The sequence below is a fragment of the Roseivirga spongicola genome (genome assembly GCF_034376045.1).
Taxonomy (GTDB): domain Bacteria; phylum Bacteroidota; class Bacteroidia; order Cytophagales; family Cyclobacteriaceae; genus Roseivirga; species Roseivirga spongicola.
In genome coordinates this window covers 1345618-1366238 of the sequence record NZ_CP139724.1, presented here as the reverse complement: position 1 = coordinate 1366238, position 20621 = coordinate 1345618, and the positions used below count along the sequence as shown (strand labels likewise).

The 20621-nt window shown below is 41.5% G+C and carries 15 protein-coding genes; 8 read left to right on the top strand and 7 right to left on the bottom strand.

The features are described from left to right. Nucleotides 1–67: 67 nt before the first annotated feature. Nucleotides 68–3373: a WD40/YVTN/BNR-like repeat-containing protein gene (locus T7867_RS06155; RefSeq protein ID WP_273514455.1), complete on the bottom strand. Its 3306-nt coding sequence runs from the start codon at nt 3371–3373 to the stop codon at nt 68–70. Between the two features lie 186 nt (nt 3374–3559). On the opposite strand from T7867_RS06155, the gene T7867_RS06150 reads away from it, so the two are divergent. The 3 genes from T7867_RS06150 (at nt 3560) to T7867_RS06140 (ending at nt 8070) form a co-directional block, all read left to right on the top strand. Further along, nucleotides 3560–4609, top strand: a complete 1050-nt coding sequence (locus tag T7867_RS06150; protein ID WP_273514456.1) for a PA0069 family radical SAM protein — start codon at nt 3560–3562, stop codon at nt 4607–4609. A 110-nt stretch (nt 4610–4719) separates the two neighbouring features. Continuing rightward, complete coding sequence (locus tag T7867_RS06145) at nt 4720–5844, top strand: Fic family protein (RefSeq protein WP_322299968.1); 1125 nt, start codon at nt 4720–4722, stop codon at nt 5842–5844. Between the two features lie 264 nt (nt 5845–6108). After that, nucleotides 6109–8070 carry an alkaline phosphatase family protein gene (locus tag T7867_RS06140; RefSeq protein ID WP_322299967.1) on the top strand — a complete coding sequence of 654 codons (1962 nt, stop codon included), beginning with the start codon at nt 6109–6111 and terminating at the stop codon, nt 8068–8070. Nucleotides 8071–8170: 100 nt separating this feature from the next. Here T7867_RS06140 and T7867_RS06135 read toward each other — a convergent pair whose 3' ends face one another. After that, nucleotides 8171–9715: a glycine--tRNA ligase gene (locus tag T7867_RS06135; RefSeq protein ID WP_273514460.1), complete on the bottom strand. Its 1545-nt coding sequence runs from the start codon at nt 9713–9715 to the stop codon at nt 8171–8173. A 293-nt stretch (nt 9716–10008) separates the two neighbouring features. Between T7867_RS06135 and T7867_RS06130 the strand changes: the two genes are divergently transcribed. Next, complete coding sequence (locus T7867_RS06130; protein WP_068216855.1) at nt 10009–10554, top strand: DUF2911 domain-containing protein; 546 nt, start codon at nt 10009–10011, stop codon at nt 10552–10554. Between the two features lie 49 nt (nt 10555–10603). Continuing rightward, entirely contained in the window at nt 10604–11083 is a 480-nt protein-coding gene (locus tag T7867_RS06125) for a hypothetical protein (RefSeq protein ID WP_068216848.1), read from the top strand. A gap of 10 nt (nt 11084–11093) precedes the next feature. Here T7867_RS06125 and T7867_RS06120 read toward each other — a convergent pair whose 3' ends face one another. Continuing rightward, nucleotides 11094–12302, bottom strand: a complete 1209-nt coding sequence (locus T7867_RS06120; RefSeq protein WP_068216846.1) for a bifunctional alpha/beta hydrolase/OsmC family protein — start codon at nt 12300–12302, stop codon at nt 11094–11096. Nucleotides 12303–12613: 311 nt separating this feature from the next. Between T7867_RS06120 and hemH the strand changes: the two genes are divergently transcribed. Then, the gene (gene hemH, locus T7867_RS06115) at nt 12614–13633 is read left to right on the top strand and encodes a ferrochelatase (RefSeq protein ID WP_068216844.1); all 1020 of its coding nucleotides are present in this window, start codon (nt 12614–12616) and stop codon (nt 13631–13633) included. A gap of 590 nt (nt 13634–14223) precedes the next feature. On the opposite strand, the gene T7867_RS06110 is transcribed toward hemH, so the two are convergent. The 4 genes from T7867_RS06110 to T7867_RS06095 all read right to left on the bottom strand — a co-directional run bounded on the left by T7867_RS06110 (nt 14224) and on the right by T7867_RS06095 (nt 17373). Next, entirely contained in the window at nt 14224–14526 is a 303-nt protein-coding gene (locus tag T7867_RS06110) for a hypothetical protein (RefSeq protein WP_068216842.1), read from the bottom strand. Further along, on the bottom strand, nt 14526–15665 hold the full coding sequence (locus T7867_RS06105; RefSeq protein WP_068216840.1) for a cysteine desulfurase family protein: 1140 nt from the start codon (nt 15663–15665) through the stop codon (nt 14526–14528). The genes T7867_RS06110 and T7867_RS06105 overlap by 1 nt, the downstream gene beginning before the upstream one ends. Nucleotides 15666–15675: 10 nt before the next feature. Then, on the bottom strand, nt 15676–17061 hold the full coding sequence (gene glmM / locus T7867_RS06100) for a phosphoglucosamine mutase (RefSeq protein ID WP_068216838.1): 1386 nt from the start codon (nt 17059–17061) through the stop codon (nt 15676–15678). Between the two features lie 81 nt (nt 17062–17142). Beyond that, nucleotides 17143–17373, bottom strand: coding sequence for a hypothetical protein (locus T7867_RS06095; RefSeq protein ID WP_068216837.1), 231 nt, complete (start codon nt 17371–17373; stop codon nt 17143–17145). 85 nt (nt 17374–17458) lie between these two features. On the opposite strand from T7867_RS06095, the gene mazG reads away from it, so the two are divergent. Next, nucleotides 17459–18268: a nucleoside triphosphate pyrophosphohydrolase gene (gene mazG / locus T7867_RS06090; RefSeq protein WP_068216835.1), complete on the top strand. Its 810-nt coding sequence runs from the start codon at nt 17459–17461 to the stop codon at nt 18266–18268. After that, complete coding sequence (locus tag T7867_RS06085; RefSeq protein ID WP_068216833.1) at nt 18265–20034, top strand: chloride channel protein; 1770 nt, start codon at nt 18265–18267, stop codon at nt 20032–20034. Before mazG ends, T7867_RS06085 begins: the two co-directional genes overlap by 4 nt. Nucleotides 20035–20621 lie beyond the last annotated feature (587 nt).

Below are 20621 nucleotides of genomic sequence, written 5' to 3'. Positions count from 1 at the left end.
TCCTGATAATCCAAAAAGAAAAAGGCCTCATTTCACAGAAATGAGGCCTTTTTTAATTCGTTCTAAGTTATTTTTTCCAATTGGGCAGCGCTCCTGGTAATAACGGAGCCCCCATTGTACCTAACTTGCTATCCATAGCTTCAAATTTGGGTTGAAGCGCTTTTACACTTGATAAAACTGGAGCGAACTCATCGGCAGCAATATCATAGTTGCGCTTAGAAGTTCCTGTTACATTAGAAAGCGAACCGAAGATATCGTAAGCAGCATTTTGTGCTCTTTGCCTTACGCTATATTCCTGATCCATATCCAATCTTCCAACATCAGAGTCTCCATTCATGGCAATATTTACCGCTTCAACCTCCTTCTCTAAAGCTTCAATTTCAGCAAGTAATTCTAAAGACTCTTGAATAGGGAATGCCTTAGCAGCCGCTTTGTAGTTGGTGATTTTGCTAGACATCTCTGACAGTACACCTCTGGTGGCGTTCATAGCAGATATTAATGACGCTGCTTTTTTCTTGAATTCTGCCATGGCGTTCCAATCGTCTGCAGGAAGAATTTGGTTATCGAGTTTAGATACCTCAAAACTAACCCCAGAAACTAATTCGCTTAACTCTCCTTTTACTACCTGGCTCATGCTGACGGTATAAGTACCTGGAACAACGAAAATACCAGTAGAACCTAAGCTTGAGCTAGGGTTAGCTTGTCTAGAATTTACACTAGAGAAGTTCATGTAGGTCATGTCCCAAACAACTTGCCCCATACCTTTTCTTAACGGGCTTCTCAACTCACTCACAATGTCACCAGTTTGGTCTTTTATGGTGAAGATAAGGTAAGAGGCTGGCTCGTTTTGCTCTGCTTTATATTCCTCTAAAGTTGGATAAGGTATGTTTTCTCCATTTTTAAAGGCGGCAGATTCTCTTTTACTTCTTTCAGATTTAAGGCTGCTTACACCTTCTTTTAGGTAATACTTAATGATGGCGCCAGTTTCTGGGTTTGGTGCTGAATAGTGCATTTCGCCTTGGAAACCGTGCTGCCTAGAGCCTAATGAACCTAATGGCATCCATGTGTTGAACATTTTAGCCTCAGCAATGTCGAAAATGTGAGCCTCTTTTTCTGGAAGTGCTGGGGTAAGTTCTCGCATTGCGCTGTAGTCATCTAATACATAGAAACCTCTACCAAAGGTAGCTAGCACCAAATCATTCTCCCTTTCCTGAATAGCCATATCTCGAACGTTAGCGGTTGGTAAACCAGCTTTTAATGGCTTCCAGCTATCACCACCATCAAGAGAAACATGAACTCCATATTCTGTCCCCGCAAAAAGGATATTGGCATTTACATGATCTTGCTCCAATGCGTAAACAGCACCTTCAGGCAGGTTGTTGCTAATGTTTTTCCAGGTTCTACCCTTATCATTACTCACATAAACATAAGGTGTAAAATCTCCACTCTTATGGTTGTTGAAGGCGGCATAAACCGTATTTACATCATGTTTGGATGCAATTAGGTCATACACATAAGTATTGGCAGGAACACCCGGAAAGCTGTTGATCTTGAACCAATCTGCACCGCCATTTTCCGTTACGCTAATTTGTCCATCGTCAGAACCAGCATAGATCAAACCTTCCTGAAGTCTAGATTCGTCTAAGGCTACAACTGCTCCATACCTAGAAGTAGAGCCGTTTTTAGCAACAGCATCCATAGGCCAAATTTTACCCATAATTGGGAGCTGATTTCTATCTATATTTTGGTCTAACTCATCGCTGATAACCTCCCATGAATCACCACGGTCTGTACTTTTGAATACTTTATTGGCAGCATAGTAAAGCGTTTTAGCATCGTGTGGACTTACCATTAATGGAGAATCCCAGTTGAAGTTATATTGCTTTTCACCTTTTCTAGGTCTAGGGATAATGGTTACGGACTCACCGCTTTTAAGGTCGAACCTGCCTAAGCCACCATTTTGCGATTGTGCATAAACAATGTCTGGATTTTCAGGGTCTGGAACCGACTCAAAGCCATCTCCACCTTGCGTTACTTTCCAATCTGCTGTGATGATACCATGAGCCGATAAGGTTTGAGATGGTCCGTGCAAACTGTAGTTATCTTGCGTTCCTCCCATAATGTTGTAGAAAGGTTCAGCATTGTCTACAGATACTTTATAGAACTGCGTAACAGGAATATTTGTGAAGAACTTCCATGTTTTACCTTGGTCGAAAGACTCATATACTCCACCATCTGAGCCTTCAAGGAGGTGTTTGTTATTAGCAGGATCAATCCAAATAGCATGATTATCCCAGTGCTTACTCTGCTCGCCTAGTTGACTAAAGGTTTTTCCACCATCATTTGTCACCATAGTAAAAGTATTCAAAGAGTAAACTCTATCTACATCTACTGGGTCAGCCACAATTTCTTGATAGTAGTTTCCGCTAGTAGAATGGCTGCTCATTTTTTGCCAAGAAGCACCGCGGTTTGTACTTCTAAAGAATCCACCTTGTCCATTCTGTGCTTCAACTATGGCATAAATTACCTCAGGATTGGCCGGAGAAATATCCATACCAATTCTTCCTTTATCGCCACCTGGTAAACCTCTGTTTATCTTCTCCCAGTTGGCACCAGCATCTGTCGATTTGTAGATTCCAGACTCTGGGCCACCACCAAGGTATGTCCACTGGCGTCTTCTTCTTTGGTGAGCAGTTGCGTAAAGCACATCTGGGTTTCTCGGATCCATGTGCACTTCATTCACACCAGTGTGTTCACTAATTTCTAGTACCAAGTCCCAGGTTTCTCCTCCGTCAGTAGTTTTATAAAGACCTCGGTCTCCACCGCTGCTCCACAGTGGACCAGTAGCGGCAACATAAACTACATCAGAATTTCTTGGGTCGATAGCGATCATACCAATATGCTCAGATTTTTTCAGTCCCATATGTTTGAACGATGCACCGCCATCGATAGACTTGTAAACCCCGTCTCCGTAAGAGACAGATCTCTGATTATTATTTTCTCCAGTTCCTACCCAAATAACATTGTGGTTATTCGGGTCCATGGCTAATGCCCCGATAGAGTAACTTCCGTAGTTATCGAAAATAGGGTCAAAAGTGGTTCCTGCATTAGTAGTTTTCCAAACACCACCTGCAGCTGAGGCTACATAGAATTCGCTTGGGTCGTTTGGGTTTACCGCAAAGTCTGCGATTCTACCTGAAGTTAGGGCTGGCCCTACACTTCTGAATTTGAATCCATTGAGAGAAATACCAGCTAGTGGGTCTTTCTTATTCTCTTCCGAGTTCTTTTTACTTCTTCTTTGGGCTAGCAGGTCGGGGCTCATCAGGCCACAGCACAATAAAACCAGCACCATAATTTCTAGTCGTTTTTTCATGGGTCGATTCGTTTGAGTTTCGAATTTGAATGAGGTTTTCAAGATAGTCGTTACCGATAAATAATTCAGGGCACTCATCAAAAAAGCCGATTTGCACCAGACACTCTTTCGCAAGATTTTAGTATTCACAGGCTATGATATTTAGATGAATACTATTTAATTTAGTATTGCTAAAAACTATAGATAATGATAAAAGGAAGAGGGGCTCAGACTCAGGTGAAGAATAGGTTCTTAATGCATGAATATGTGCAAGAACACTTAGAGGGAATAGATGAATATGATGATGGTGCACCTCCAACTAAGTACATCCCCATTTTTCCTAAAACTATTGTCAACAAAGTAGAAAGCCCAGATGTTGGGATGGAGTTTTCTATGAATCCTTATCAGGGCTGTGAACACGGGTGTATTTATTGTTACGCCAGAAACTCACATGAATACTGGGGCTACAATGCTGGTTTGGACTTTGAAAGAGTTATCCTTTATAAGGAGAATGCTCCTGCTCTACTTGAAAAGTACTTTCAGAAGCCCAAGTACCAACCGGCAACTATTGTGCTTTCTGGCAATACAGATTGCTATCAACCCATTGAACGAAAGTTGGGAATCACCCGAAAGCTCCTTGAGGTATTTTTGAAGTATAAACATCCTGTTGGCATCATCACCAAAAATGTGTTAGCAACCAGAGATGCCGATATTCTTTCCGAGTTGGCCAAGGATAATTTGGTCACTATTATTTTCTCCATAACCACAATGGATGAAAAAGTAAGAAGGAAACTTGAACCCAGAACCGCTACTACACAACAGAAGCTAAGGGCTATTGAAACATTAAGCCGACTTGGAGTGAACTGCAATATTATGATCGGGCCGATTATTCCCGGTCTGAATGATCACGAAATCCCAAATATTATGGAGGCAGCTTCAAAGGCTGGTGCTAAGAGTGCCAGTTTTACCATGGTGAGGCTGAATGGTCAAATCGGCCAGGTTTTCGAGCATTGGGTGGAAAGGGCTTTTCCTGACAGAGCAGATAAAATACTCAACCAGATTAAAGGTGCGCACAATGGAAAGCTGAACGACAGTCGTTTTGGAGCCAGAATGCGAGGTGAAGGGCTGATGGTAGAATCCATTCATCAGCTTTTTGCAGTGAGCAAGGCGAAGTACTTCGGCAACACCCATCACAGACCTCCTTTAAGAACCGATCTATTCGTGAAGACAAATAGGGGGCAAATGGGGCTTTTTTAAGGGAGTAGCTAGTATTGAGTACAGCGTATTGATATTATGAGCTATAAATAATCAGTTTATAGCTCATGAAATATACTATATTTGAGCTATAAATGTTAAATGTATAGCTCATGCCATGGAATTGGAAGAAGAAAGACTGGCCTAATTTTGAATATAATCTGCCTAGATTCGCTTCCTTAGAAAAGAAGTTTCTACACAACTCTGGCCTTTTAGATGGCAGTTTAAAACATATAGATAGACAGGAAGATGAATTCCTGAAACTTGAGCTGCTTATTGATGAGGCACTCTATACTTCTGAAATAGAAGGAGAAATACTAAATAGAGATTCGCTGAAGTCATCGATTAGGAAGCATTTGGGGCTTAAAACAGATACGAGGCGTGTGCCTCCAGCTGAAGAAGGGATTGCAGATATGATGGTTGATCTCTATGAAACCTATAATCTACCCTTGACTCATGAAATGATGTTTGATTGGCACAAAATGTTGACTCTTGGCCGTAGAGATTTGATTGATATTGGAGCGTACAGAACTCATGAAGATCCTATGCAAGTGGTTTCAGGTTCCATCAATAAACCAAAGGTTCATTTTGAAGCTCCCCCTTCAGAAAAGGTGCCTGAGGAAATGGAAAGATTTGTCGAATGGTTCAATCATATGTCTGTTTCTGAGGAGGCCATTCAGTTTCCTCTGATCTTTTCAGGAATAGCTCACCTTTACTTTGAGAGTATACACCCTTTTGAGGATGGTAATGGAAGGATTGGACGGGCGCTTTCTATTAAGGCTATCTCACAACAAATGGGAAAACCAACTTTGCTAGCCTTCTCAAAAGTGATTCAGCAAAATAAGAAGGACTATTATGAAGCTTTGAACAAGAATAGTTTCGACCTAGAGATTAATAGATGGCTGGAATACTATGCCGAAACTGTGCTTCAGGCTCAGGATTACACTCAAAAGTTAATTGACTTTCTAATAGAGAAAACCAAATTCTATCAAAAGTTCGAAGAACATTTGAATGAACGCCAAGGAAAGGTGATTGAGAGAATATTTAGAGAAGGGCTAGAAGGATTTAAGGGAGGACTTAGTGCAGCTAATTACATAAGAATAGCACAAACTACTGCTTCTACAGCCACTCGAGATTTACAATCGCTAGTTGAAAGGGGGGCACTAAAGAAGGTAGGAGAAAGAAAGTCTACCAGATACTTCTTAAATCTCAGTGGTATTGCTACTCAAAGCTCGTAGTCAGGATTATCATAAAAATAGCATCATAGACCTCCTTTTAGAACAGACTTATTCGTGAAGACAAACAGGGGGCAAATGGGGCTTTTTTTAAGGGAGTAGCTATTATTGAGTACAGCGTATTGATATTATGAGCTATAAATAATGAGTTTATAGCTCATGAAATGGTGCTTTTGTGAGCTATAAAGCTAACATCACTCATGAAGCTTTTTGTCACTCCCTCTAAATCCCTATCTTCATACACACCATTTAATTAACTGTATTACAATGAACACAAACACAAATCGAGTTTTCGATCATGTATTCATCATCATGTTCGAGAACCAGTACAGAAGTTATGTGATGCAAAATGAATACTTCCGGGGTCTTGCCAAACAAGGTATAGATATGGCCAACTACTTCGGGGTAATGCATCCATCTCAAACCAACTACATTTCTTCAATTGCAGCTGAGCTTTGTAACATGACGGATGACGATCCGCCACCTAGTCCACTTACTCAGCGCACCATTGTCGATCTGATTGAAGAATCTCCATATAGGCTAGACTGGAAAGCTTACATGGATAGTTATATTCCGCAGAATCAGCCATGGTCAGCAGGCATGAAGCCGAAAGATGACTATCCATATATGGCCAAGCATAACCCTTTTTCTTCCTTCAAGAACATTATTGAAAATGAGTCTAGGTGGAAGAAAATCCAGAATGAGGCTGCGCTTTATTCCGATTTACTGAATGGTACTTTGCCTGCTTACAGCTGGTTTACGCCTAATATGTGGAACGATGGCCACTATCTGGATGGAACCAACCCGGTAGGTATTCCGGCCGATAAAGACAAACAACCCAAGGAGCGCGCTCCCACTTTGGTAGATCAGGCAGCGGTTTGGCTAGAAAGCTTTTTTGGTTCGTTGAATTTCCCTGGACCTGACTCTCATTTTCCGCCAAATACTTTGGTGGTTGTTACTTATGATGAAGCTGATTTTGAAGCAGCTTACGATTTGCCAAAAGACAAAAAGTACTTCTACGATGGTCCTAATCAGATTTACACCGTCTTATTAGGTGATATGATTCAGCCAGGCGGAGTGGCTTATGAAGGCTACAATCACTACAGCCTCATCAAGACCATTGAGCAAAACTTTGAGCTTGGCTCTCTCGGAAAGAATGACAAGGAAGCCAACTGGTTCAAGTTTCTTTGGAATGAAACCTTTATTTGGGAAGCTCCAGAACCCACCCCATTTCAGGTTGGGGGTCAAATGGCTTCGGCCAGTTATAAAGATGTTCTTTATATGGTTTATGCTGAAGAAAGTGGCGACTTGTGCTATTCAACTTTCGATGGAGATCATTGGAGCGAGAATAGGCCTGTCGGGGTTTCAGCAACAGGAGAAATGGCCATGGCTTCAACAACAGACCAACTTACCTTGGCCTATGTAGCCGATGGAAAGCTTATGTCGCTGAACTACACTGAATCTAAAGGGTGGGGTGAAAAGCCTCAGCAATTGGCTGAAGGAGTGAGCAAAGTAACAATGGCCGCCTTCAATGAAGCCAGCCAACTGATGTTGGCTTATGCAGATATTTCCGGTAATGTGCATTCCATAGTTACAAACAATGCAGGTGAATGGCAGGCTGCTGTTGCGGTAGGCTTTTCAAGTGCTGGTGAAATTCAGTTGGGAGTGCTCGGGCCATCAATCTACCTGATCATGCAAGACACTACCACCAATCAGATGATGGTTTGCTCGTACAATACAGCAGATTTCAACGTGGTTACGCTGGAGAAATCAGCTTATAATGGTCCGCAGAGTAATACTACTAAAGACAAGTGGTCTCCAAATGTATATCCGGTTGCGCACTTTTCTTTTGCGGCCTATGCCGGAACTCCGAAAGAAAAAGAGCCAGTTACGCAGCCTTACGCAGGTTCGGGATCGTTGGCTTGTGCCACCTTAGACGGTGTAATGCACCTTACGCATCAGGGAGAAAGTAATGATTTGGTACTCACCGAATCCTTCTCAATTCACGGATTGATGACACCTGAACAGCCTATTTCTTATGACGTCAACAAATCTGACACTACCAACTCAGGTTACGGAACATTGGCACAAGCGGGATGGTCAGAGCAAACAGCTATTCTGGGAGCCTATACTAAAGGCGCAACCTCAATGGCTGAAGTAAATGGAGAATTGATTTTGCTCTTTGTTACAGAGAGCGGAGAATTGAATATGGTTAGAGGGGGCTATTAAACGTAAACCTCTTTTATCATTCAGAACGCTAAATGAGATTCCGGATAAATCTTTTGGCTCAATAAAATACCAAAAGATTCTCCGGAATGACGTTCTTTTTTTAGATCCTCTTCAATAACTGGGTGATGGAAGTTACATCGCTCAGTTTTGCTTTTAGCTCATCAATAGATATTCTGATCTGGCTGAGATCATCCCTATCTCTGATGGTTACCGTGTTGTCTTCCAAAGTGTCATAATCTACCGTAACGCAGAATGGAGTACCAATGGCATCTTGTCTTCTGTATCGCTTACCGATTGCGTCTTTCTCATCGTACTGACAGTTGAAATCGAACCTTAGATCTGAAAGAATTTCTCTGGCTTTTTCAGGCAGACCATCTTTCTTCACCAACGGAAGCACTGCTACTTTATATGGAGCCAAAGCTGCAGGAATTTTCATCACAGTTCTTTCGCTGCCATCTTCTAAAGTCTCTTCAGTGTAAGCCGAAGACATTACAGCCAAGAACATACGGTCGAGACCAATTGAAGTCTCAATTACATAAGGCACGTAAGACTTATTCTCTTCATGGTCGAAGAACTGAAGCTTCTTACCCGAAAGCTCTTCATGCGCTTTTAAGTCGAAATCGGTTCTAGAGTGAACCCCTTCTAGCTCCTTGAAGCCCATCGGGAAGTTAAATTCTACATCAGTAGCAGCATTGGCATAATGCGCTAGGTTTATATGATCGTGGAATCTATAGTTGTCTTCACCTAAGCCCAAAGCTTTGTGCCAAGCAATACGCTTAGCTTTCCAGCTTTCGTACCAAGTCATTTCCTCACCTGGCTTCACAAAGAATTGCATTTCCATCTGCTCAAATTCTCTCATTCTGAAGATGAACTGACGAGCAATAATTTCATTTCTGAAGGCTTTACCAATCTGCGCAATACCGAAAGGCAACTTCATTCTACCGGTTTTTTGCACGTTTAGGTAGTTCACAAAAATACCCTGAGCCGTTTCTGGTCTCAAGTAAATTTTGTTGGCACCTTCTGCTACAGAACCTAACTCTGTTGAGAACATTAGGTTGAACTGGCGCACATCGGTCCAGTTTTTAGATCCAGACACTGGGTCAGCAATACCAAGTTCTTCAATCAATGCTTTTACATCGGCTAAATCTCCTTTAGCAAGGCTGCTTCCTAACCTAGTTTCAATCTCATCGATTTTATCTTGGCTGCGCTTTACGTTAGGGTTAGTAGCTAAAAACTGTTCTTTGTCGAAGGAATCGCCAAAACGCCTCTGAGCTTTGGCTACTTCCTTTTCAATCTTGGCTTCGTACTTTTTGATCACGTCTTCAATCAGTACATCGGCACGATAACGCTTCTTAGAATCTTTGTTATCAATCATTGGGTCGTTGAAAGCATCTACGTGACCAGACGCTTTCCAAGTACTAGGGTGCATGAAAATTGAGGCATCTATACCTACAATGTTCTCATTCATTTGTACCATGGCTTTCCACCAATACTCCTTGATATTATTCTTTAGCTCAACTCCATTTTGGCCGTAGTCATAGGCAGCCGCCAAACCATCGTAAATTTCACTTGAAGGGAAAATGAAGCCATATTCCTTTGCGTGACTAGTAATTTTCTTGAGCAGATTATCGTCATTCTGTGCCATGCCGCAAAGATATGTAAATCACTTTCAACAAAGCCAATGGGAGTTCAAAAATGAAAAACATGAATAAACCTATAATTCGGCAGAATATGGCTCGTTTCTGGTGAGCACTTTTTTGAATTGAATATATTTAGGGTACTGAATGAAACCAGTTATTTAAGATTATCAGATTTTTAAACTGTTTTGACCTTATCTCTAAAGGGATAACAGCTTAAAAATCTCACAACTCCCTTTAAGGATGGGCTAAAGCGTGTGATTTGAAAATGTGATGGTTTCATTCTTTTTGAAAGAGTAATATGAGCAGACGACTTCTATACATTTTAGGGGCAATATTCTTTTTGGTTTTGGCTATTGTAGGCTTCAATCAGTACAGATTATACCAAACCAAACAGTATAGTCCGGAAGAAACTGCTGAGTATATCAGCACCGATGTGGCGGTGAAGGTTTTTTACAACAGACCTTCTAAAAAAGGCAGAGTCATTTTCGGAGACCTGGTTCCTTATGGTGAATGGTGGAGAACTGGAGCTAATGAGGCTACCCAAATTGAACTAACACGCGATATTCGTTTCGAAAATGGAGAGACCCTTTCTGCAGGTAAGTACTCGCTGGTTACCATTCCTAATGCCAACGAATGGCAGGTAATTTTCAACTCAAAAATTCCAGATTGGGGAACAGACTACGACCCGCAGTTTGATGTGTTAAATGTAGTAGGTCATGTAGAACGTCTGCCGCAAACCGTAGAGGTTTTCACCATAGATTTTACTGAAGAAAATGGTCAGCCCAGACTTACTATGGCATGGGATAATACCAAGGTCACTGTTCCTTTTTGGCCCTCTGATTAAACCTTGCTGCGCTTTAGGCATCAAAGAAGCGAACAACAACAGCAAGAAGATGAAAACATTTATCGAAATTATTGCAATTGCCATCATGGTCGTGGCATCTCAAATGGCCTTCGGTCAGAGCAAAGAAAAAACACTTTTAAGAACGGAACAGCTAGCAGCTAGGCTAGAGTTGAATGATACCCAAAAGGCTCAGTTAGATAAAGAATTCAAGGCTAATGAAGAAGCCAGAAAGCAAAGAGCCGAAAAGTATAGAGCACTGCGTGAAGAAATGAAGCGAGATGCTTTTGTGGAACGACAGGCACAGCACGAAAGACTAAAAGAGATTCTTACTCCTGAGCAATTGGAGAAACTTAAAGCCATGAAATCTGAAGGTCAACGCAGAGGAAAGGCCAGATTTCAGGATCGCAGAGGTGAGCGAATGGACAGAGCTAGAATTGAGCAGTTCAGAAAACGCAGACCAATGATGTATAAGCAGCGAATGGAAAGGCTGAAAGAAATGAAAGAAAAAGAAGAAGGAGGAGGCAATTAAGCCTCCTTTCTTATTTCAGTTTGGTGTGAACAGTTAGTCCGTTGGTTAGAGTTTTGTGCACTGGGCATTTATCTGCAATCTCCAAAATGCGTTTCCTTTGCTCCTCAGTTAAATCTCCGCTGAGCTCAACATATCTATCTATTACCTCAATTTTACTGTGCTCGCCAAGGTCTTCTGCATCTTCCGAATGACGCTTTTCTCTACTCAGATGTACTTTCACTTCATCTAACGGCCACTTTTTATGTTTGGCGTACATCCTAATAGTCATGGCAGTACAAGCTCCTAGAGACGAAACCAATAAATCGTAAGGGGTTCCTCCCAAATTGGTTCCTCCAACATCTTTAGGCTCATCGGCAAGTATGAAATGCCCGTTAGCCATTATTTCGGTTTGCAAACCGCGATGTGCTTCATTTCTCACTACTACCTGTTCGTCTGTTTCTAAGGCACGAACTTCTTCGAAACTTACATACCTAGCTGCCCAAGCGGCTATAACTTCGCCCGCATATTGCGCATCTTCAGATTTGCTGAGTAAATGATCTGCACCATCGAGAGATATAAAACTTTTAGGATGCATGGCCGAAGTATAGATTTTCTCAGCGTTGCTTACATCTACAGTATCATCTTGAGGTGAATGCATAATGAGTAATGGCTTTTTGAGCGTCTTGATTACATCGGACTTTTCGTATTCTGCCAAATCATCTACAAACTGCTTCTTTATAGTGAAGGGTCTTCCCCCTAAAGAAACGGTGGCCTCTCCTTTCTCTTTAATTTCATCGATAGATTCTTGAAACAGGTGTTTTACGTGAACCGGATCTGAAGGTGCTCCAATTGTAGTGATGGCTTCGATATTTTTAAGCTTCGCAGCTGCCATTAATACTGCAGCACCTCCTAAAGAATGACCTACAAGCATTTTTGCTGGACCATAATTTTCTTCTAAATACTCGGCAGCAACAATTAAATCTTGCACGTTACTAGAGAAATTGGTGTCTTCAAATTCTCCTTCACTTTCACCTAAGCCCGTAAAGTCGAAACGAAGAACCGCAATGCCTTTGGAGGTCAGCCCTCGGCTAATGTGTGTAACCGCAATAAGGTTTTTAGAACAGGTAAAGCAATGTGCAAATATGGCGTAAGCACGAACCCTTCGGTCTGTGGGAAGTTCGAGTTTCGCGGAGAGTTGCTCTCCGTCTTGATTAGGAAATTTGAGCTTGATGGTTTTCATTTCAAAAAATTAGTGGCTTGTATTTTAAAGTCTTTTCTGGTTAAAAAGTTTCATTATTCTGTAAGCCAACCGACTTGAATGTACTACCTCAAGTAAGGGTAATTGCTTTGAACACTGTTTTATGAGCAACTACCTTTTTAAGGCACTCTCAGCAAGGGTTAAAAACTCAGCGATTGGAGGAGATTACTGAACAACCTTAAGAGTGTTATAAATCAGAAGCTACCCATTGGGTGGCTTCTTTCATTTTGGCTTTCCTTAGCGCTTCTAAACAAATATCTTTGCACTCGGTTTTTCCTGAAGAATAACAGCAAATGGCAAAAAATACAATTGGGGTTTTACTAGTAAACCTAGGTACTCCAGACAGTCCTTCTACTGGCGATGTAAGAAAGTATTTGAAGGAGTTTTTAATGGATGGAAGGGTAATTGATATTCCTGTTGTGCCCAGAACAATGCTTGTAAAAGGCATTATAGCTCCGTTTCGTGCACCAAAAAGTGCGAAAGAATATGCTAAACTTTGGGAAGATCGTGGTAGCCCGCTGAAGTTCTATGGCTACGATGTCCGCGATATGCTTCAAGAAAAGTTAGGCAGTGACTATAAAGTAGCTCTTGGTATGCGTTATCAAAGCCCGAGTATAGAAGAGGCTTTGGAAGAACTGAGAGCAGTGAATGTAAGCCGAATTATAGTTGTTCCGCTTTTCCCTCAATATGCTTCTGCTACAACGGGTTCAGTTTCTGAGAAGGTGAACAGTATTGTGAACAAATGGCAGATAATTCCTTCCATTACGCATATCAATCAGTTTATGGATCACCCGAAGTTCATTGAGGCTTTTGCTGCCAATGGACGAGAAATGATGAGTAAGCAAGATTATGATCACATCATTTTCAGTTATCATGGAGTTCCGGAAAGGCATATAAAGAAGGGTTCAGTCGGTAATCAGTGTCAGCTGAGCACCTGTTGTAATGTTTTCCATGAGAGAAACAGATATTGCTACCGCGCACAGTGTTTCTATACTTCGCGTCTTTTAGCTGCTGCTTTAGGCTTGAAGGAAGATCAGTACACTACTACATTCCAATCTCGATTGGGTAAAGACCCGTGGATTCAACCCTATACGGATGAGTTTTTAAAAGAGCTTTCTGAAAAAGGAAAGAAGAAAGTGCTAGCCTTTTCTCCAGCATTTATTGCCGATTGCTTAGAAACTACTCTAGAAGTTGGTGAGGAATTCAAAGAGGAGTTTATGGAAGCTGGCGGAGAGGTTTGGGACCTAGTTCCGAGTTTAAACGATTCTCCTGTTTGGGTAGATTGCTTGGAAGATTTAGTAAGGAAGTCTTAATATTTGAGGTCATTCAGAGGGAGGCCTCAAGCCGACCGAAGAATCCCCAAGTGTACTGTACCAGACGAGGGAGATTCTTCAGTCGCCTCATCCCCGATCTTTCTCTTTCTGAATGACGCGATTAATTGGCCAGAGCAATTTGCTTAGTAATCAGAGCAGCATCGGTAAGTCATGCTGTTCCCGAGGATTCGGGAGAAGCATCTTATCAAGCTATACTTGCCTTGCTACATGGATAAGATTCCTCGCTCACTCGGAATGACATAGACGTGAGAGCATCAGGCGTAACAGCTTTTATCTAATGAAAACCTCTTGTATACCTTGTGTATCTACCGAAATCAGCATCTGTAAGTCTTGCTGAGGCCCCGAAGTATCGGGGGAAGCAACTTATCAAATCTTACAGATTTTTCATCGAGGATAAGATTCTTCACTGTGTTCAGAATGACTTAGACGAGAGAGCATCAGGCACAACAGTTTTTGAAAGGCACATTGTTATTAGGCATTCTGTTAAGTAACCAAAGCATCATCGGTAAGTCTTGCTGAGGCACGAAGCATCTTATCAAGTTAGCAAGACCTTCTTTGAGGTATGACGACTAGTTAGCCAGAGCAATTTGCTCTATTCTGAGTAGCTCTAAGCTGCTATTACAGCTTGCTGATTCTGTGAGTAGTTCCACTTTTGCTCTAACCTGAAGGCCGTCTTCCTGATAGCTTGGTGGTAAATATGAAGGCTTATACTGTTGGCCGTTGAACAAAAGAAGCCAAGCGCAATCTTCAAATCCAGGTACATCTCGAACATCCTCAACCGTGGCTTCAACCTCTACAATATCGATATCATTATCTGAACAGCTCAGGCTGCCAAGTAAGAAGAAAAGCAAAAGGAATGCTCTTTTAGCCATTATACCGCAACTGGTGATAAAATCTCTACCAATTTCTCTACGGTATAATCTACTTCTTCGGCCGTGCTATACTTGCTAAATGAAAAACGAATGCCTTGCCTGTTCGGGTCGGCTTTTATGCCATTCAATACATGAGAGCCAGTGTTTGCTCCACTAGAACAAGCGCTTCCGCCAGAAGCAGAAATTCCGTTAATGTCTAGGCTGAACAACAGCATACCGTTGTTTTCGTGTGGAGGAAAACTCACATTCAACACAGTATACAAACTACTTTCAGGGTTAATGTCTCCGTTAAATTGAATATCCGAGAAGTTCGCTTTGAGCTTTTCAATCATTCTATCTTTTAAAGACTGAACATGACTGCGGTGTTCGTCCATGTGAGAATAGGCTAGCTCCAACGCTTTGGCCAAACCTACAATTCCGTATACGTTTTCGGTTCCACCTCTGCGGTTTCTTTCTTGGCCACCACCTTCTATGAATCGGCCGATTTTACGGCTATTGCAAACTCTTAGGAAGCCTACACCTTTAGGTCCGTGGAATTTATGTGCTGCACCCACCACAAACTGACAGTTCAGTGACTTGAGGTCGTGCTTGAAGTGGCCCATGGTTTGGACAGTATCAGAATGGAAAGTAGCGCCATATTCTGTCGCCATTTCTCCAATCTTCTCAATGTCGTTTTTGGTGCCTATTTCGTTGTTGGCGTGCATGATGGTCACCAAAGAGTTTGGGTTGTTTTTCAACAACTCTTCTAGGTGATCCATATTAAGGTGGCCTTGAGCATCTAACTCTACATAGCTCGCTTTCACCTTGCCTAATTCTACCAACTTGTCTACCGTATGACCTACCGCATGGTGCTCAATTGAAGTGGTAATGATGTGCTTTACATCATAGGCATTCACCATTCCATTGATGGCTGTATTGTCTGCTTCAGTACCTCCAGAAGTAAAGAATATTTCTGCAGGAACCGTGTTTAGCAATTCAGCTACTGTTCTTCGGGCGTATTCAATTTTAGTTCTAACCTCTCGGCCATGGGCGTGAGTAGATGATGGATTTCCATACATATCCAGCATCAAAGGCTTCATTACTTCGAATACTTCCGGGTCTAGCGGAGTAGTTGCAGCGTTATCGAAATAGACTTTCATAGGCTAAAAATTAGTTGGCCACGATTTCTCGTATATCAGACATTATCTTCTGAGCCAAGTGTTCTGCTGTAGCAGCCGACTCAGATTCTGCATATATTCTAATGATAGGCTCTGTGTTCGACTTTCTCAAGTGAACCCATTCCTTATCGAATTCAATTTTTACACCATCAACTGTGTTGATAGGTTGTTTTTTGTATTGCTCCTTCATTTTGGTCAATACCTTGTCCACATCAATTTCAGGTGAAAGTTCGATTTTATTCTTTGAGATGTGGTAGCTTGGGTATTTCGCTCTGAGCATTGAAACTCTCTTGCCAAACTTAGCTAAGTGAGTTAAGAATAGCGCAATACCTACCAATGCATCTCTTCCATAATGAAGTTCAGGGTAAATGATACCTCCGTTGCCTTCGCCACCAATCACAGCACCTATTTCCTTCATTTTCACTACCACATTTACCTCGCCTACAGCAGAAGGCTCATATTGGCAACCATACTTCTCAGTTACATCTCTGAGGGCACGCGTTGAAGAAAGGTTCGAAACGGTATTTCCTTTAGTCTGGCTCAGCACATAATCTGCCACAGCAACTAGGGTGTATTCTTCTCCGAATACACTTCCAGACTCGTCTACAAATGCAAGACGGTCTACATCTGGGTCTACCACAATACCTAAGTCGTATTTACCACTTTCTAGCATGGAGCTAATTTGCCCTAAGTGCTCTGGTAACGGCTCAGGGTTATGAGGGAATTGACCATTTGGCTCACAATAAAGTGGTTCAACAGTTTCAACCCCTAAAGCTTTCAACAATGGCAATACTGAAATACCTCCTGTAGAGTTAACAGCATCTACCACAATTTTGAACTTAGCTTTTTTGATGGCTTCTACGTCTACCAAAGGCAGGGCTAAAACCATCTCAATATGTTTTTGAATGTAAGAATCGTTGGTAGTTACTTTTCCAAGCTTCTTAACATCGGCAAATTTGAAATTATCTTTTTCAGCAATCTCTAGAACTTCTTTCCCATCATCTCCGCTAATGAATTCGCCCTTATCATTTAAAAGCTTCAAGGCATTCCACTGAACAGGGTTATGGCTGGCTGTTAGAATAATTCCTCCACCAGCTTCTTCTAAAGGAACAGCTATTTCTACGGTTGGAGTTGTTGAAAGACCGAGGTCTACAACGTCTATTCCTAAGCCAATAAGTGTGGAAGAAACCAAGTCGGATATCATTTGGCCAGAAGGTCTGGCATCTCTACCAATAATGATCTTCTTTTTGCCTGTTTTTGCTACTACCCAAGATCCGAACGCAGCAGCAAATTTTACTGCATCTACAGGGGTTAAGCTTTCGCCTACGGCACCACCAATGGTTCCTCTAATTCCAGAAATCGATTTTATAAGTGTCAATGTCCTATTGTTTACTCAGGGATAAAATTAAAAAAAAGCACCTAACAATAGGGCTTTAAAAAGTCGGTATGAAAATATGGTTTACTTGAATTGAGCCAAAACCTTGTCAACCTCATTGTCTGGGTTTCCACAAGATTCTCCTTCTTTCATTTCCTTTCCACAGAAGCCACATTTTACTCCTTCTTTGTTCAGGAATGGGCTTTGCGAAGCACATGTGCCTTTAAACTCACCGTTTTTTATCAACAGAAGTCTTACAGACATCCCCACGAAAAACAGCCCTATCAATACCAGTGTCAGAATTAACGTTGTCATAATCGACTTATTTGGTGCAAATTTAATATTACTGTTTGCATAACACTACCTTTGTGCCAGAAGTTTCTCACCACTAATCAGACGTATGATTATCCCCCCGAAAGACGAACGTAGAAAGGAAAAACTAGAGGCTTTTAACCGCCTGCTTACTATTATGGACGAGCTAAGGCTTAACTGTCCGTGGGATAAGAAGCAGACGTTAGAATCTATCAGGCACTTAACCATAGAAGAAACTTACGAACTGTCTGATGCCATTCTCAACGAGAACATTGAGGAGATGAAGAAAGAGATTGGTGACTTGATGCTGCATATGGTTTTCTATTCTAAGATTGCCGATGAGCAGAAGGCTTTCGATGTGGCCGATGCGCTCAATTCCATTTCTGACAAGTTGGTTCACAGGCATCCACATATATATGGAGATGTGGAGGCCAATGATGCTGAAGCGGTAAAGGCCAATTGGGAGAAAATTAAGCTGAAGGAAAAAGGCAATAAATCTGTATTAGGCGGTGTGCCGAATTCATTACCCGCTTTAGTAAAAGCCATTCGAATTCAAGATAAAGCTAGAGGAGTTGGCTTTGATTGGGAAAAGAAAGAACAGGTTTGGGAGAAGGTTGAGGAAGAAATGCAGGAGTTCAAAGAAGAATTCAATGCAGAGGCCGAAGTCATAGATAAAGAGAAAGCTACTCTAGAGTTTGGTGACCTGCTTTTCTCTCTAGTAAATTATGCCCGATTTATAGGCATAGACCCTGAAGAAGCCTTAGAAAGAACTAATCTGAAATTCATTAAGCGTTTTCAGTATTTAGAGACAGAGTCGAAGAAAGACGGCAAGAACATCAGTGAGATGAGCCTCGAAGAAATGGATGTATATTGGGAAAAAGCCAAGCAACTTAAATGAGCTTTAAGAGACTACTAGGTAAGTTTTTAGTCTGGCGGATTCGCCATTTGAGCACCAGAAACTTTGTGATCATGGTGGGTGGTCTCGTAGGCGTTGTTGGTGGTATTGCTGCGGTAACTCTGAAAAGTGCAGTTCACTTTATTCAAGAGCTCATTAAGCATATTAATGTAGATTACTCTTACCTGTTTTTTCCTGTATTCGGTATTGTTGTTACCGCTCTTATTGCCCGGTACATGTTCCGAGAGCAACTTGGTCATGGTATTACTTCCATTCTTTTTTACATCTCTAAGAAGTCTAGTATCATTCACAGGAATAAGATGTTCAGCCGAATGATCACCTCAGGAATCACTGTAGGCTGTGGAGGTTCGGTTGGTTTGGAGGCTCCAATTGTGGTAACAGGATCTGCCATTGGCTCTAACATAGGCCGATTGATGCACCTCAACTACAAGCAACGAACCTTAATGATTGGTTGTGGGGCGGCCGCTGCAATTTCTGGAATATTTAACTCGCCAGTGGCGGGAGTCATCTTTAGTATTGAAGTAATTCTGACAGATGTTACCATTGCTGCCTTTATACCGCTGCTCATTGCTTCGGTTCTGGGCTCATTGATTTCCATGCTTCTACTAGGAAAAGATGTGCTTTTCTCTTTTGAGCTTACCGATCCGTTCAGTGCGGCAGATTTTCCATTCTATCTTCTATTGGGAGCTATTTGTGGTCTAGTCTCAGTTTATTTTTCCAGAACCACCCTCTGGACAGAGAAAATTATAGGTAAAGTGAAGTCGGTCTTTCCTAGGGCTATTATAGGTGGGCTTGCCCTTACCGCTGTAATCTTTGTTTTAGCACCGCTTTATGGTGAAGGCTATGACTCCATCAAACTTTTACTTCAAGGCCGAGTGCAAGAAATTGTTTCTTCTAGTGCCTTGTTCTCCCGTTTTCAAGATCCATGGTTTATTGTGGTGTTTGGATTGGCTATTATTTTAATGAAGCCTATAGCCACTGGTTTAACGATTGGCGCGGGAGGAAATGGTGGAATTTTCGCACCATCGCTCTTTATTGGTGGAATTACAGGCTTTGTTTTTTCTCAGACCAATAACCTGCTTGGTCTGAATCAAGGCTTATCTATTAGCAATTTTACCTTAGTGGGTATGTGTGGCGTAATGAGTGGCGTACTGCATGCACCGCTTACTGCCATCTTCCTTATTGCTGAAATCACCAGTGGCTATACACTATTCTTACCCCTTATGCTCGTGTCGGCCGTGGCCTATAGCACCAACAGTTATTTTGAGAAATACTCCTTCTACACCGCTAAGCTGATTAAGTCTGGAGACTTAATTCCTTCTCACGATAAAGACAAGCAAGTACTAAGTTTAATCAGTATTGAAAAGATGATTGAAAGAGACTTGCTCACCATTCATCCATCGCAGACATTAGAAGATTTGGTTAGCCTCATCAAAAAGTCGAGAAGGAATATTTTCCCTGTCGTGAATGAGAATGACGAGCTAAAAGGTATCATTACCCTTGATGATGTCCGTGAAATAATGTTCAATTCAGATTCTCAAAAAAGTTTAATTGCTGAATCCTTAATGCACCGACCCCCAGAAACAGTGCAATCCGATGAAAAAATGTCTGAGGTGATGGCAAAGTTTGAGAAAACTGGTGCTTGGAACCTACCAGTTATCGATCACGGTAAATATGTAGGCATCGTTTCTAAGTCTAGAATCTTCAATGCCTACAGAACCAAGCTCAGAAGGCAGAATAAAGAGTGAGTCGCTTCTAGCTCTTTAAGTCGCTCTATTTCAATGGGCTAATAATGGTCTAATCCGCTGCTTATTGAATTCTTGCTGAAAGTTATCAACAGAAATTGACTTTGAAGAAAAGGGTATAACTTGCTGATATTCAGTTGTTAATATTGGATAGGTGGAAAACTGTGGATAAATATTGGAAAATGTGGAAAAAAACAGAGGTATTTTTTTGAATCTTTTTTTTGTCTAAATATCGCTCTAGAATTTGGGACAATAGCTCCTTATAACTGTTTAATTTTTGGTCCATTAGCTTAAACGATTTTGGATTTTCAGCTTATTCCTAATAGGCCTTCAGTGGCTTGTAGGCTAGTCAGTTCAAACTTGTTCCATGTTAAGACAACATTAACTCGAAATCATACAATCTCCCATCACTGATTACATAGTGGTAATTTTCAGTTTACATTAAACTGCCTTGGATGAAATTGTCATGAAATAATACAATTCTGAAAATGATTGTATGAACATAGAATTTAGGGCTTCTACTCAGCATTTTATGAACGGTCTAACTTTATTATTCCCTTCGCGTTTAATTTGGGCATGCGTTACTTCGG

Coding starts and splice junctions, on each gene's coding strand:
- T7867_RS06155 (WP_273514455.1), bottom strand. CDS start 3,373: ATGAAAAAACGACTAGAAATTATGGTGCTGGTTTTATTGTGCTGTGGC.
- T7867_RS06150 (WP_273514456.1), top strand. CDS start 3,560: ATGATAAAAGGAAGAGGGGCTCAGACTCAGGTGAAGAATAGGTTCTTA.
- T7867_RS06145 (WP_322299968.1), top strand. CDS start 4,720: ATGCCATGGAATTGGAAGAAGAAAGACTGGCCTAATTTTGAATATAAT.
- T7867_RS06140 (WP_322299967.1), top strand. CDS start 6,109: ATGAACACAAACACAAATCGAGTTTTCGATCATGTATTCATCATCATG.
- T7867_RS06135 (WP_273514460.1), bottom strand. CDS start 9,715: ATGGCACAGAATGACGATAATCTGCTCAAGAAAATTACTAGTCACGCA.
- T7867_RS06130 (WP_068216855.1), top strand. CDS start 10,009: ATGAGCAGACGACTTCTATACATTTTAGGGGCAATATTCTTTTTGGTT.
- T7867_RS06125 (WP_068216848.1), top strand. CDS start 10,604: ATGAAAACATTTATCGAAATTATTGCAATTGCCATCATGGTCGTGGCA.
- T7867_RS06120 (WP_068216846.1), bottom strand. CDS start 12,302: ATGAAAACCATCAAGCTCAAATTTCCTAATCAAGACGGAGAGCAACTC.
- hemH (WP_068216844.1), top strand. CDS start 12,614: ATGGCAAAAAATACAATTGGGGTTTTACTAGTAAACCTAGGTACTCCA.
- T7867_RS06110 (WP_068216842.1), bottom strand. CDS start 14,526: ATGGCTAAAAGAGCATTCCTTTTGCTTTTCTTCTTACTTGGCAGCCTG.
- T7867_RS06105 (WP_068216840.1), bottom strand. CDS start 15,665: ATGAAAGTCTATTTCGATAACGCTGCAACTACTCCGCTAGACCCGGAA.
- T7867_RS06095 (WP_068216837.1), bottom strand. CDS start 17,373: ATGACAACGTTAATTCTGACACTGGTATTGATAGGGCTGTTTTTCGTG.
- mazG (WP_068216835.1), top strand. CDS start 17,459: ATGATTATCCCCCCGAAAGACGAACGTAGAAAGGAAAAACTAGAGGCT.
- T7867_RS06085 (WP_068216833.1), top strand. CDS start 18,265: ATGAGCTTTAAGAGACTACTAGGTAAGTTTTTAGTCTGGCGGATTCGC.